We start from the raw sequence: 14184 nt of genomic DNA on the forward strand, positions 1-14184 counted from the left end.
CGCCGGAAACGACACGCCGCTACAACCAGTCGCGCCTTCTGAACACGAAATACAGGGCTACGGCAGAGCCGAGCATGAGCAGCAGGGCCAGCGGGTAGCCGAAGGTCCATTCGAGTTCGGGCATATACCGGAAGTTCATGCCGTAAATAGCGGCAATGAGGGTGGGTACGAAAAGGATGGCCGCCCATCCTGAGATCTTCTTCACCTGGTCGCCCTGGCGGATGCTGGTCTCAGACAGGTTGCGCATCTCGTCGTTCTGTCGCTGCATGACCAGTGTTGACTGTACGGTCAGTGCGTTCTCGAGCACCGCCCTGAACGAGTCGGCACGCTCGACCACCTTGAGGCTGTGGTCGAGCACATCCCGGAGGTTGCGCTGGAGTTCGATGTCGACGTCGTACTTGGCGAACCCTGCCTCGAGCGATCGCAGCATGCCGACGAGCGGATGGGTGGCGCGCTGGAACGCCATGGTCTCCCCGGCCAGTTCGTAGATGCGGCGGAGTACAGAAGGATCCCGGTTGAACAGCTGGTCTTCGATCTCGTCGATGTCGTTCTCGAGCCCCGTGATGACCGGAAGATACTGGTCGACGACCTCGTCGAGAACCGCATAGAGGACTGACTGTGGGCCGAGCGTGAGCAGCTCCGGTGTTTTCTCGAGCCGCTTTCGCACCCGACCGAGGTCGGGGGACTCCGCGTGACGGATCGTCACCGCGAAGTTCGGACCGATGAAGAGGTGCACTTCGCCGAACTCCACCTCCTCCGGGCCATCCAGGTAGCGGGCGGGGCGCAGCACGACGAACAGGGTGTCGCCGAATCGCTCGAGCTTGGGGCGTTGGTGGCCCTTGAGCGCGTCTTCCACCGCCAGCGGATGGAGACCGAACTCGACGGCAACCGCGCGTAACTCCTCGTCGGTCGGACGGTACATGCCGATCCAGGCGAAGCCTCCGTGATCCCTGAGGTCTTCAAAGGTGAGATCGAGAGTGACCGGGTGCGCGTCACGCACGCCATCGCGGTAGATCGCGTTGTCGATGATGGGCATTTCGCCATGATAGGCCGCGCCCTTTGCCGGTTGGCCGCGCTGCTAACGTGGAAGTCACATGTCTGACTCGACGCACCACCCAACACCCGAATACGATTTCGTCGTCGTCTCGAACCGTTTGCCCGTCGACCGTGTCACGGACTCTGACGGCGTGGCCAGCTGGACCCGATCTCCCGGTGGGCTCGTCACCGCGCTCGAGCCCGTCATGCGTGACGCCGACGGCGCCTGGGTCGGATGGGGCGGGCAACCCGATCTCGAGATCGAGCGCTTCGAGAATGACGGCATCCACATCATTCCCGTCGCCCTCAGCGCAAGCGAGATCGAAGAGTTCTACGAGGGATTCAGTAACGACACCCTCTGGCCGCTGTACCACGACGTGATCTCGTCTCCCGCATACCACCGCGAGTGGTGGGAGAGCTACGTGAAGGTGAACCAGCGCTTCGCGGACGCCGCCGCGGACGTGAGCGCCCAGGGTGCGGTCGTCTGGGTGCAGGATTACCAGCTCCAGCTCGTTCCCCGGATGCTGCGGGAGCAGCGGCCCGATCTCACCATCGGTTTCTTCAACCACATACCTTTTCCGCCATATGGCATTTATTCGCAGTTGCCGTGGCGTACCCAGATCATCGAGGGACTGCTCGGGGCCGACGTCATCGGCTTCCAGCGTGTCGCGGATGCCGGCAACTTCCTTCGCGCCGTGCGCCGGCTCACCAGCTACCAGACGAAGAATCCCGTCGTCGAGGTCACGACTGACTCCCAGCGACCCCGACGAGTGGTCGCAAGGGCCTTCCCGATTTCGATCGATGCATCGAGTTTCGAGCAGTTGGCCCGGGAGCCCCACATCCAGGAGCGCGCGCGGAAGATCCGCGAAGGGCTCGGTAACCCGAAGACCGTGATGCTCGGGGTGGACAGGCTCGACTACACGAAAGGCATCGGCCACCGACTCAAGGCTTTCGGCGAACTGCTGGCCGAGGGCAGGGTCGACGTGCAGGATGTCACGCTCGTCCAGGTCGCCAGCCCCAGCCGCGAGCGAGTCGCCGCCTACATGCAGCTCAGGGACGAGATCGAGCTGACTGTCGGCCGCATCAACGGTGATTTCGCGACGATGAGCCACACGGCGATCAGCTACCACCACCACGGTTACCCCCGTGAGGAGATGGTGGCGCTCTATCTTGCGGCCGATGTGCTGCTCGTGACTGCCCTGCGGGACGGCATGAACCTGGTGGCCAAGGAATATGTGGCCAGCCGGTTCGATGATGGTGGCGTGCTTGTACTCAGCGAATTCGCTGGGGCGTCGGACGAGCTCAAGAAGGCGCTGCTGATCAACCCGCACGATATCGACGGGCTGAAGGACACCATCCTGCAGGCCATTTCGATGCCGGAAAAGGAGCGCACCTCGCGGATGCGTTCGCTGCGCAAGCGCGTGCTCGAAAACGATGTCGCCCGCTGGTCGACCAACTTCCTGAAGACACTGGATCAGGCCCGCGCCAGTCGATACGACCGATTGGTGCCCGTGCAATTGCCGGATGAACTCGAGTGGACAGTAGATAAGCGCTGGACCAACTGATGGTCGACGTCGACACCGATCCTCCCTGGTCGAAGCTGCCCGAGCCTCTCATCGGCGCTCTTCGCGAGCTGGCTCGCACCAAACGCCTGCTTGTCGCGCTGGATTTCGACGGCACCCTGGCGCCTGAGGTCGACGATCCGGAGAAAGCCCGCGCGCTTCCCGAAGCGAGAGCTGCAGTGCTCCGCCTCCTCGAGATGCCGTACACCAGGGTCGCGCTGGTCTCCGGGCGGGCGATGAAGAGTCTCGAGCAGGTTGCCGAGCTCCCCGATTCCGCGCTGCTCGTGGGATCGCACGGCATCGAAATCCGACTCGACCCCAACGACGACCACTCCGGGCTCGACTCGACCGAACAGGCCAGGGTCGATGTGCTGAACCTCGTGCTCGGCGAAGTCGCAGATTCGATGGATCAGGTCTGGCTCGAAGAGAAGCCTGCGGGCTTCGCGCTGCACACCAGGCTCGCAACGGAGCACAACAGCAGGGTTGCGCACCTGGTCGCACGATCGGAAGTCGCGGCAGAGCTGTCTGGCGTGACCGTGCGCGAGGGCAAGAACGTGCTCGAGTTCTCTGTTCGCTCCACCACCAAGGGGGAGGCCGTCGAGCACCTCCGGCAATACACCGGTGCGGATGCCGTGTTCTTTGCGGGCGACGATGTCACGGATGAAGATGCCTTCGCCGCGCTGGGCGCAGACGACCTGGGGCTCAAGAGCGGCGAGGGATCCACCCTCGCCAACTTCCGGGTGCACGGCCCGGAGCAGGTCGCGCGCACTCTCGCGCTGCTGGCCGACTTCCGCGAAGGCGACGTGCACGAACAGTAGGCGGCCCGAGGGGTTACGGCTGAAGTCGTTCCAGGCTCCACGTGCCAGCACCGGTGGCGGTGTAGCGCAGGCGGTCGTGGATGCGTGAGGTGCGCCCCTGCCAGAACTCGATCGAGCGCGGCACGACCCGCACGGCTCCCCACCACGACGGGCGCGTGACGACGTCGATGCCCTCGAACTGCTTCTCCACCTCGGCGACGCGGTGCTCGAGGTCGGCCCTGGAGTCGACAGGGTGGGACTGCTCGCTGGCGATCGATGCCAGTTGCGAATCGCGCGGGCGTGATGCCCACAGTGCGTCGCTCGACTCCGTGGTGCCGCGCGTGGCCGAGCCGAGCGCGATCACCTGCCTGTGCAGTGAGTACCACGGGAACAGCAGGGAGATGGCCGGGTTGTTGTCGAGCTGCGCCCCCTTGGCCGATCGATAGTTGGTGACGAACTCGAAGGCCCCGTCCCCGAGCCCCTTGAGCAGTACGGTCCGACTCGACGGTCGGCCGTCGGCGTCGACGGTGCCGACCACCATCGCGTTCGGCTCGTAGACCTCCTCGCGCTCCGCGGTGTCGAGCCACATGACGAACTGCTCGAACGGATCGGGCGACACATCGCTCTCGTTGAGCGGGGTCGATCCGTAATCCGTGTGCCGTTCGAGCGAATCCATGCCTCCATCCAACCGGTAGAATCGACGTGCGGCAACGGTTCACCCCGATGCTCTCCAGTGCCTATTGGATGCTGCGACGCGCATATGCCGCCGCCCTTCGATCGATCAGCGCCCTGGAAGGACAGATGCTCGTCATACTGCTGGCCTTCGGTGTGGGCGCTCTGGTCATGCCGCTCGTCGTACGACGATTCGGTCGCAACGCGTTCTTCGTTGCAGCGCTGGTTCCTCTGGCCGCGTTCATCGATGCACTCGTCGCGGGCCCCCGGGTGATGTCGGGCTCGCCGATCGTCCAGAGCGTCGACTGGGTCACTGAGCTCGCGATGACGGTGTCGGTCAGGATGGACACGCTCTCGTGGCTGCTGGCACTCGTCGTCAGCGGTGTCGGCGCACTCGTGCTGGTCTACTGCGCACGGTATTTCCGCAGCGACGAAGATTCGCTGGGTAGGTTCGCCGCGGTCCTGCTCGCGTTCGCCGGGGCAATGTACGGGCTCGTCGTTGCCGACGACGTCTACCTGCTCTTCATCTTCTGGGAAGCCACCAGCGTGCTGTCCTACCTGCTGATCGGGCACTACACCGGCAAGAAGGCGAGCAGGGCTGCGGCTCTCCAGGCACTGTTGGTGACGACGTTCGGTGGGCTCGCGATGCTCGTGGGGCTCGTGCTGCTCGCCGTGGAGGCCGGCACCTCGAGCCTCTCCGGAATCATCGAGGCCGCGCCATCCGATGCCATTGCGATCGTCGCCATCATGCTCGTGCTCGTCGGGGCGCTCTCCAAATCGGCCATCTTCCCCTTCCACTTCTGGCTGCCGGCGGCCATGGCGGCGCCCACGCCGGTGAGCGCCTACCTGCACGCCGCGGCGATGGTCAAGGCCGGCATCTACCTGGTCGCCAGGCTCGCCCCCGGATTTTCGGAGATCCCGGGTTGGCACGAGGTCATCATCGGGCTCGGCGTGTTCACCATGCTGCTCGGCGGGTGGAACGCGCTCAAGCAGCACGACCTCAAGCTGGTCCTGGCATATGGCACGGTCAGCCAGCTGGGATTCCTGGTCATCGTCGTGGGTTACGGCACGCGGGATGCTGCGCTCGCCGGTATCGCCCTGCTGCTCGCACACGCCATGTTCAAGTCGACACTGTTCCTCGCCGTCGGCATCATCGATCACCGCACGGGCACGCGCGACCTGCGCAAGCTCTCCGGCCTCGGGCGTGAGGCACCGGTGCTCACGATCATCACGGCCCTCGCCGTCGCGTCGATGGTCGGGCTGCCTCCCACCCTCGGATTCGTCGCCAAGGAGGCGGTGTTCACCTCCCTGCTGGAGGATGCCACGGCCGGGGAGCCCTTCGGCTGGATCGCGCTCGTCGGGGTCGCCCTCGGTTCCGTGCTGACCGTCGCGTACAGCGCCCGTTTCCTGTGGGGAGCGTTCGCGCGGAAGCCGGGGGTCGAATCCTGCCGTCCGGTTCACGAGCACGCCGATTTCCTCGCCGCCCCCGCCGTGCTGGCGGCCGGTGGACTCATCCTCGGACTGCTGGCCAGCGTCGTCGACGGCTGGTTGACGGGATACTCGTCGGCTTTCCCATCCGAGGGAGAGCCCTATCACCTTGCGCTGTGGCACGGTCTCGAACCTGCACTCGGCATCTCTCTCGTCACTCTCATGGCGGGCTCTGTGCTCTTTCTGGCTCGGGAGCGGGTGTCCAGGCTGCAGAAGAGGCTCGGCACAGGGGTATCAGCCGCGGATGCGTATGGGGCGACGATGCGCTCCATCGACCGGACCGCCGCCCGCACGACCAGCCTCACGCAGCGCGGCTCACTGCCGTTCTACCTGGGCGTGATCCTCACCGTCTTCGCTGTCTCGATCAGCACGGCGCTCATCCTCAATCGCACCTGGCCCGACGAGGTCAGGCCCTGGGACTATCCGGCCCAGGTGGCCATCGGTGTGATCATGATCGTGGCGGCTCTCGCGGCGACGCGTGCCGGAAAGCGCTTCCAGGCGGTGGTGCTCGTCGGCGTCACGGGGTTCGGGATGTCCGCGCTGTTCGCGCTGCAGGGCGCTCCCGACCTCGCGCTCACCCAGATCCTGGTCGAGATCGTGACCCTCGTCGCCTTCGTGCTGGTGTTGCGGAGGCTGCCAGCACGGCTCGGCCAGAAGCACGGCACCGCCCACGGTGGCATCCGGGCACTGATCGGGGCGAGCGTCGGCATCCTGATGGCGGTCGTCGCCACCGTCGCGCTCGGGGCACGCACCGAACTCCCGATCTCCCTGGCGTGGGCGGACCTCGCTTACGAGGAGGCGCACGGTCGCAACATCGTGAATGTCGCTCTCGTCGACCTCAGGGGCTGGGACACGATGGGCGAGTTGTCGGTCGTCATCGCCGCGGCGACCGGCGTCGCCAGCCTCATTTTCATCAGCGGTCGTGGTGTCGACAACCTGCCCACCGTCGCTCGGAGCGTAGCGAGAAAGGCCGCGAGAGACAGGCTGCTGAACTCGAGGGACCCGGCGAACTCCGATCGTGGATCGTGGCTGCTCGCCGGCCGCACACTGGCAGACCGCAACCGATCCATCCTGCTCGAAGTGGTCGTGCGGTTGATCTTCCACCCGGTGATCGTCGTGTCGCTCTACCTGCTTCTCGCCGGCCATAACGCGCCAGGGGGAGGCTTCGCCGGCGGACTGGTCGCCGGAATGGCGCTGGTCGCGCGGTACCTCGCCGGAGGGCGACACGAGCTTGGTGCCGCGGCCCCGGTCGATGCCGGCAAGCTGCTGGGCGCAGGGCTCGTGCTCTCCGTGGGCACCGCGCTCGTACCGCTGTTCTTCGGCGTCGACGCGCTCACCTCGACCTTCTTCGAGTGGGACCTCGGAATCTTCGGACAGGTGGAGTTCGTGACATCCACGATTTTCGATATCGGCGTGTACCTCGTCGTGATCGGGCTGGTGCTGGATGTGCTGCGCAGCCTCGGTGCCGAAGTCGACCGGCAATACGAGGAAGACGGCGTTCAGGAGAAGCCGGCAGACAGGGTAGCCAGCGGCGAACGGAAGGTGACATCGTGAGCGTCTCCATCGTGATGCTCGCCGTCATGGCGACTCTGTACGCCAGCGGCGTCTATCTGCTGCTCGAACGCAGCATGACGAGGGTGCTGCTCGGATTCCTGCTTGTCGGCAACGCCACGAACCTGCTCATCCTGATCACAGCGGGCAAGGTCGGTTCTGCGCCGATCGTTGCCGACGGCGTGGCCCCGGAGGACATGACCGACCCGCTGCCCGAGGCGCTCATCCTCACGGCTATCGTCATCACTTTTGGTGTCTCGGCGTTCCTGATGGCCCTGATCTATCGGTCGTGGCGACTCGCGCGGGAAGACAGCGTCGAGGATGACGCCGACGACATCGCGCTCCGTGCTGGCACGCTGCTGGTGCCGAGTGACGGCAATGAACAGGATTCGTCAGACTCCGAGTTCGGCAATCGTGGTGAGGCCGCGATTTCTAGTGCTCGGGATTCCGCGCGGAGCGACGATGGCATGGCGCCGGGCACGGCTGCCGACGGCGGAGGTTCGCGATGACCTGGCTCGTACCGCTCGTCGTACTCGTCCCGCTGATCGGAGCGGCCGGGGCGCTCATCCTCGGCAAGAACCCGCCGGCGCAGCGCATCATTGCGATCGTCTCCCTCGTGATCGTGCTGGGAATCGGCGGGATGCTGCTCTACATCGTCGATACCCAGGGCCCCCTGGCCATGGCGGTCGGGGGATGGGCTGCGCCGTTCGGCATCATGCTCGTGGTCGACAGGCTCGCCGCCCTCATGGTCGTGGTGTCGGCCCTGGTGCTGCTGGCCGTGCTCGTGTTCTCTGTCGGCCAGGGTCTCGCCGACGGCGACAACGAGACCCCGGTCTCCATCTACTACCCGACCTACCTGATCCTGGCCACCGGCGTCTTCAACGCGTTCATCGCGGGCGACCTGTTCAACCTCTACGTCGGTTTCGAGATCCTGCTCGTGGCGAGCTATGTGCTCATCACCCTCGGAGGAACCGAAGCGCGCATCAGGGCAGGTACCACGTACATCGTGGTCAGTCTGGTGTCGTCGATGCTCTTCCTCGCGTCGATCGCGATGATCTACGCGGCCGTCGGCACCGTGAATATCGCGCAGATCTCGATTAGGATGGCCGACATCCCGATCGACGTCCAGGTGATCCTGCACATCATGCTGCTCGTGGCCTTCGGCATCAAGGCGGCAGTATTCCCCCTGTCGTTCTGGCTCCCGGACTCGTACCCGACTGCTCCGGCTCCCGTGACCGCCGTCTTCGCGGGGTTGCTGACGAAGGTCGGCGTGTACGCGATCATCCGCACGGAGACGATCATCTTCCCCGGCCCCGAACTGAACATTGTGCTGATGGTGGTGGCCCTGCTCACGATGGTGGTGGGCGTGCTCGGGGCGGTGGCACAGGCCGATATCAAACGATTGCTGTCGTTCACGCTCGTCAGTCACATCGGTTACATGATCCTCGGGGTATCTCTCGGTTCTGCCCTGGGAACCTCCGCCGCGATCTACTACATCGTTCATCACATCGTCGTGCAGACCACCCTCTTCCTGGGGGCGGGATTGATCGAGCGGGTCGGCGGCAGTACATCCATCACCAAACTCGGCGGGCTCCTGAAGTCGGCGCCGATCGTCGCTGTGCTGTTCTTCATTCCTGCCCTGAACCTCGGGGGCATTCCGCCGTTCTCCGGCTTCATCGGCAAGCTCGCCCTGTTCCAGGCGAGCGCAGACCAGGGATCGGTGCTCGCGTATGTGCTCATCGGGGCGGGCGCGCTCGTCTCGCTGCTCACGCTCTACGCGCTCATCAGGGTGTGGAACATGGCGTTCTGGCGGCCGGCCAAGGACGTGGAGGGATATGAGTCACCCCTTCTCGACAATGTGACAGAAGCGCCGGGCGGCCGAACCGTGCAGGCGACCAGGCGACTGCCCCGCCTGATGATCGGCGCGACCGCAGGAGTGGTCGTGGTGAGTGTGGCGCTGACGGTGTTCGCCGGGCCGCTGTTCGCGCTCAGCAGCCGTGCCGGACAGAATCTCGAGGGGCCGTCGACCTACGTCGATATCGTGTTCCCCGGAACGTCGGAGTCGGGAGGCATCGATGAGTGACCTGGCAACGGACGGCAGCGGCACCGCTGAGATCGGCCAGCCCACTCCGGTGACCCGCCGCGAACTCCGGTGGCGCATCTGGGTGCAGCTGCCGCTGATCATCGCGCTCGTGCTGCTGTGGATGCTGCTCTGGGGAACGTTCAGCCTGTTCAGCCTCGTCACGGGAGTGGCTGTCGCGTTCGCCGTGACGAGTGTGTTCTACCTGCCCCCTGTCGAGCTCTCCGGCCGGTTCAACCCGTTCTGGTTCATCGTCTTCATTGGCAGGTTTGCGGTCGACCTGGTCGTCGCATCGTTCCAGGTCGCTTTCCAGGCGTTGGGCCCCCGGGGCATCCGGCGCAACAGCGTCATCGCCGTCGATCTCGTGACGCGCTCGGACTTCATCATGACTCTGACCGCCGTCGCGATCTCGCTCATCCCCGGATCGATCGTCGTGGAGGTGGATCGTCGACATTCGATCCTGTACCTGCACGCCCTCAACGTCGGAGACGACGAGGCCGTGATCCAGACGCGCCTGAAGGTGCTGTCGGTCGAGCGGAGCCTCGTCCGGGCGCTGGGGTCTGCGGAGGATGTGCGCGACACCGGTGTGCTCGCCGGCAGCGGCCCGACCGCTGGCATACCGATCGTCGAGCCCAGGGACGGAGCAGAGTCGTGACGAACATCCTGTACATCGCCGCCACGATCCTCTTCGTCGGAGCCGGCCTCCTCGCACTCTTCAGGATCGTGCGCGGTCCCTCGATTCTCGACAGGATGATCGCCTCGGACGTGCTGCTGACGACTCTCATGCTCGTGGTCGGAGCCGACATGGTCATCAACGGCCACACCCGCAGCATCCCCGTCATGCTCGTGCTGTCGGTCATCGCGATCTTCGCCACGGTCTCGGTTGCTCGATACGTCTCGAAACAGGACAGGGCGATCACCGGAGTTGAACGGCAACCCGGCGATCCGCTGTCTGACGGAAATCCGCTGTCTGACAGAGATCCGCTGGCGAAAGGCGACTCGTGACCTTCGACGAGATACTCGACCTGCTCGCGGCAGTAAGCCTGCTGCTCGGCGCCTTCCTTTCTCTCGCGGCGGGGGTGGGGCTAATGAGATTTCCGGATCCCCTCAGCCGACTGCACGCCGCGACGAAGCCGCAGATCCTCGGACTGATCTTCATCCTGGCGGCCATCGCCCTGATGTCGCGAAGCTGGTCGACGCTGCTCGCGCTCGCCCCGATTCTCGTCTTCCAGATGCTCACCGCCCCGATCTCGGCTCATATGGTCGGTCGGGCGGGATATCGCACCGGCAACTTCAACGCCGAGATCCTGCATGTGGACGAGCTCGATGAGGTCATCGAACGCGCCACCCGGGATTCGGCGGAAGCATCAGCACCCTCTCCGGACAGGGCTCCCGGCGAGCGCACCGACCCCTCCGGCGCTGTACCCTCGTAACATGCCCCAGGGTCCACAATCACCACAGATACCTGATCTCAAACCGCGCTCACGCACGGTCACCGACGGGATCGAAGCCACCACCTCGCGCGGGATGCTCCGCGCCGTCGGTATGGGCGACGCAGACTGGGACAAGCCCCAGATCGGCATTGCGAGCTCGTGGAACGAAATCACGCCATGCAACCTCTCTCTCGATCGGCTCGCCCAGGCGGCCAAGGAGGGTGTACACGGCGGCGGGGGCTACCCGCTGCAGTTCGGCACCGTCTCCGTCTCCGATGGAATCTCCATGGGGCACGAGGGCATGCACTTCTCCCTCGTCAGTCGCGAGGTCATCGCGGACTCCGTCGAGGTCGTCATGCAGGCAGAGCGACTCGACGGCTCGGTGCTGCTCGCCGGCTGCGACAAGTCGATTCCCGGCATGCTCATGGCCGCAGCGAGGCTCGACCTCGCCTCCGTATTCCTCTACGCAGGTTCGATCGCGCCAGGCTGGGTGAAGCTCTCCGACGGCACGGAGAAAGACATCACGATCATCGACAGCTTCGAGGCTGTCGGCGCGGTCAAGGCCGGCAAGATGAGCCTCGAAGACGCCAAGCGCATCGAGTGCGCGTTCGCGCCAGGTGAGGGTGCCTGTGGCGGCATGTACACCGCGAACACGATGGCGAGCGTCGCTGAGGCACTCGGCATGTCGCTGCCGGGGTCTGCGAGCCCGGCATCCGCCGACCGCCGACGCGACTACTACGCGCACCGCTCGGGCGAAGCGGTCGTGGGCATGCTGGAGCGCGGGCACACGAGCCGCGACATCCTGACCATCGAAGCGTTCGAGAACGCCATCGCTGTCGCCATGGCGCTGGGTGGTTCCACGAATGTCGTGCTCCACCTGCTCGCCATCGCCTACGAAGCCGAGGTGACCCTCACTCTCGACGACTTCAACCGCATCGGCGCGAAGATTCCCCACGTCGGTGACCTCAAGCCCTTCGGCAAGTACGTCATGAACGACGTCGACCGTCACGGTGGGCTTCCCGTTCTGATGAAGGCGCTGCTGGATGCCGGCCTCATGCATGGCGACGCGATGACGGTCACGGGCAAGACCATGGCCGAGAATCTCGCCGAGCTGAACCCCGAGCCGCTCGACGGCGAGGTGCTCCGCACGCTCGACAACCCCATTCACGCCACCGGCGGGCTCACGATCCTCAAGGGATCGATGGCGCCGGAGGGTGCCGTCGTGAAGACCGCCGGTTTCGACGCCGACATCTTCGAAGGCCCCGCGAGGGTGTTCGAGCGCGAACGTGAAGCACTGGATGCGCTCACCGAGGGCACCATCGAGGCCGGCAGCGTTGTGGTCATCCGCTACGAGGGACCGAAGGGCGGCCCCGGGATGCGGGAGATGCTCGCCATCACGGCAGCCATCAAGGGCGCTGGCCTCGGCAAGGATGTACTACTCTTGACAGACGGCAGGTTCTCAGGCGGCACAACCGGACTGTGTATCGGCCACATAGCTCCCGAAGCAGTGGACGCAGGTCCTATTGCCTTCGTGCGCGATGGTGATCTAATAAGGGTCGATATCGCAGCTCGCTCACTCGACCTACTTGTCGACACGGCTGAGCTGGAAGCTCGCCGAAACGGCTGGGCTCCCCTTCCTCCCCGCTACACACGTGGCGTTCTCGCGAAGTACTCGCGTCTAGTGCACTCAGCAGCCGAGGGTGCGGTGACCGGGTAGTACCCGCGATCACACCCCGTCCTATTCAAAGGAATTCACCATGTCCACGGATTCGATGCCGCGGCCGAAGAGTTCGACGTCAGACACTCCAGCACCCGAGATACTGACGGGCTCAGGCGCGATCCTGCGCTCGCTCGAACATCTCGGGATCAAGGATGTCTTCGGTCTCCCCGGTGGCGCGATCATGCCCTTCTACGACGAACTGATGGCCTCCACCGCGGTTCGCCACATCCTCGTGCGCCACGAGCAGGGTGCCGGGCACGCTGCGGAGGGCTACGCGTCATCCTCAGGAAAGATCGGCGTCGCCATCGCCACATCGGGTCCGGGTGCCACGAACCTCGTCACGGCTATCGCCGACGCCTACATGGACTCGGTGCCGCTGCTCGCGATCACCGGCCAGGTTTTCTCCACGTCGATGGGAACAGACGCGTTCCAGGAGGTCGACATCTCCGGCATCACGATGCCGATCACGAAGCACTCCTTCCTCGTCACGAAGCCGGAAGACGTGCCAGCCACCCTCGCCGCGGCGTACCACATCGCCACGACAGGTCGGCCCGGACCGGTGCTGGTGGATGTCACGAAGGACTGCCAGCAGAAGAGCGCGCCGTTCATCTGGCCGCCGAAGGTCGACCTCCCCGGGTACCGCCCGGTCGTGAAGGCCCACGGCAAGCAGGTGCAGGCTGCAGCTCAGCTGCTGGTGGAGGCCGAGCGCCCGGTGTTCTACGTCGGTGGTGGAGTGATCCGCGCCAATGCCTCTGAGGAGCTCTTCGAGCTCGCCGAGCGTGTCGGGGCTCCGCTGGTCACGACCCTGATGGCTCGCGGTGCATTCCCCGACTCGAACAAACTGAACCTCGGCATGCCCGGCATGCACGGCACGGTTCCCGCGGTGCTCGCGCTGCAGGAGGCCGACCTCATCATCTCCCTCGGTGCGAGGTTCGATGACCGTGTCACGGGCAAGCCGAGCGAGTTCGCTCCGCTCGCGAAGATCGTGCACGTCGACATCGACCCCGCCGAGATCGGAAAGATCCGCGCGGCGGATGTGCCGATCGTGGGTGACGCGAAAGACGTGATCGTCGACCTGAGTGCGGCCTACGCCGAGGCATCCACCTCGACGACCGCCGATTACTCGGACTGGTGGCGTCGACTCGATGAGCTGAAGGCACAGTATCCCCTCGGCTACACGATGCCCGACGACGGTCTGTTGTCTCCGCAGCAGATCATCGAGCGCATCGGCCAGATGTCGGGGCCGGAGGCCGTCTACGCTTCGGGCGTCGGCCAGCACCAGATGTGGGCAGCGCAGTTCATCAAGTACGAGCGGCCCAACGCGTGGCTGAACTCGGGGGGAGCCGGCACCATGGGCTACGGCGTACCCGCCGCCATGGGTGCAAAGGTCGCCAATCCTGAGCGCGTCGTGTGGGCGATCGACGGCGACGGGTGCTTCCAGATGACCAACCAGGAGCTCGCGACCTGCACGATCAACGAGATCCCGATCAAGGTCGCGATCATCAACAACTCGTCGCTTGGCATGGTGCGCCAGTGGCAGACCCTCTTCTATGACGGTCGCCACTCGTTCACCGACCTGAACACCGGCCACGGCACGGCGATGATCCCGGACTTCGTGAAGCTCGCCGACGCCTACGGTTGCCTCGCCATCCGCGTGACGAAGCCCGAGGAGGTGGATGCCGCGATCCAGCTCGCCCTCGACACGAACGACAGGCCCGTGGTGATCGACTTCATCGTCAGCCGTGACGCGATGGTGTGGCCGATGGTGCCACAGGGGCTCAGCAACTCCAGTGTGCAGTACGCCAGGGATCACGCTCCCGAGTGGGACGAGGACTGATGTTGGTAT

Annotated in this window: 12 protein-coding genes; 10 read left to right on the plus strand and 2 right to left on the minus strand. The window is 65.0% G+C overall.

Going from position 1 to position 14184, the window contains the following annotated elements:
* Positions 1-19: 19 nt before the first annotated feature.
* Complete coding sequence (locus tag IWX81_RS12960) at positions 20-1036, minus strand: magnesium and cobalt transport protein CorA (protein ID WP_199281741.1); 1017 nt, start codon at positions 1034-1036, stop codon at positions 20-22.
* 58 nt (positions 1037-1094) lie between these two features.
* Here IWX81_RS12960 and otsA point away from each other — a divergent pair, with 58 nt between their 5' ends.
* Both otsA and otsB read left to right on the plus strand, forming a co-directional pair.
* Positions 1095-2600: an alpha,alpha-trehalose-phosphate synthase (UDP-forming) gene (gene otsA, locus IWX81_RS12965; protein WP_199281742.1), complete on the plus strand. Its 1506-nt coding sequence runs from the start codon at positions 1095-1097 to the stop codon at positions 2598-2600.
* Positions 2600-3415 (plus strand): trehalose-phosphatase, encoded by an 816-nt coding sequence (otsB, locus tag IWX81_RS12970; RefSeq protein WP_199281743.1) that lies wholly within the window; start codon positions 2600-2602, stop codon positions 3413-3415. Before otsA ends, otsB begins: the two co-directional genes overlap by 1 nt.
* A gap of 13 nt (positions 3416-3428) precedes the next feature.
* Here the strand turns inward: otsB and pdxH are convergent, their stop codons facing one another.
* A complete protein-coding gene (pdxH, locus tag IWX81_RS12975; protein WP_199281744.1) occupies positions 3429-4070 on the minus strand; it encodes a pyridoxamine 5'-phosphate oxidase in 642 nt (213 codons plus the stop codon).
* Positions 4071-4195: 125 nt separating this feature from the next.
* Between pdxH and IWX81_RS12980 the strand changes: the two genes are divergently transcribed.
* The 8 genes from IWX81_RS12980 to IWX81_RS13015 are packed head-to-tail and all read left to right on the plus strand — an operon-like array spanning position 4196 to position 14175.
* Positions 4196-7108 (plus strand): Na+/H+ antiporter subunit A, encoded by a 2913-nt coding sequence (locus tag IWX81_RS12980; RefSeq protein ID WP_199281888.1) that lies wholly within the window; start codon positions 4196-4198, stop codon positions 7106-7108.
* Complete coding sequence (locus tag IWX81_RS12985) at positions 7105-7614, plus strand: Na(+)/H(+) antiporter subunit C (protein WP_199281745.1); 510 nt, start codon at positions 7105-7107, stop codon at positions 7612-7614. Before IWX81_RS12980 ends, IWX81_RS12985 begins: the two co-directional genes overlap by 4 nt.
* Positions 7611-9188, plus strand: coding sequence for a Na+/H+ antiporter subunit D (locus IWX81_RS12990; RefSeq protein WP_199281746.1), 1578 nt, complete (start codon positions 7611-7613; stop codon positions 9186-9188). Before IWX81_RS12985 ends, IWX81_RS12990 begins: the two co-directional genes overlap by 4 nt.
* Complete coding sequence (locus tag IWX81_RS12995; RefSeq protein WP_199281747.1) at positions 9181-9840, plus strand: Na+/H+ antiporter subunit E; 660 nt, start codon at positions 9181-9183, stop codon at positions 9838-9840. Before IWX81_RS12990 ends, IWX81_RS12995 begins: the two co-directional genes overlap by 8 nt.
* An 8-nt stretch (positions 9841-9848) precedes the next feature.
* Positions 9849-10190, plus strand: a complete 342-nt coding sequence (locus tag IWX81_RS13000; RefSeq protein WP_442977800.1) for a monovalent cation/H+ antiporter complex subunit F — start codon at positions 9849-9851, stop codon at positions 10188-10190.
* Complete coding sequence (gene mnhG, locus IWX81_RS13005; protein ID WP_199281748.1) at positions 10187-10618, plus strand: monovalent cation/H(+) antiporter subunit G; 432 nt, start codon at positions 10187-10189, stop codon at positions 10616-10618. The genes IWX81_RS13000 and mnhG overlap by 4 nt, the downstream gene beginning before the upstream one ends.
* 1 nt (position 10619) lies before the next feature.
* On the plus strand, positions 10620-12335 hold the full coding sequence (gene ilvD / locus IWX81_RS13010) for a dihydroxy-acid dehydratase (protein WP_199281749.1): 1716 nt from the start codon (positions 10620-10622) through the stop codon (positions 12333-12335).
* 40 nt (positions 12336-12375) lie between these two features.
* Positions 12376-14175 carry an acetolactate synthase large subunit gene (locus tag IWX81_RS13015; RefSeq protein ID WP_199281750.1) on the plus strand — a complete coding sequence of 600 codons (1800 nt, stop codon included), beginning with the start codon at positions 12376-12378 and terminating at the stop codon, positions 14173-14175.
* Positions 14176-14184: the final 9 nt, after the last annotated feature.

It is taken from the genome of Salinibacterium sp. CAN_S4, assembly GCF_015752305.1.
GTDB lineage: Bacteria > Actinomycetota > Actinomycetes > Actinomycetales > Microbacteriaceae > Rhodoglobus.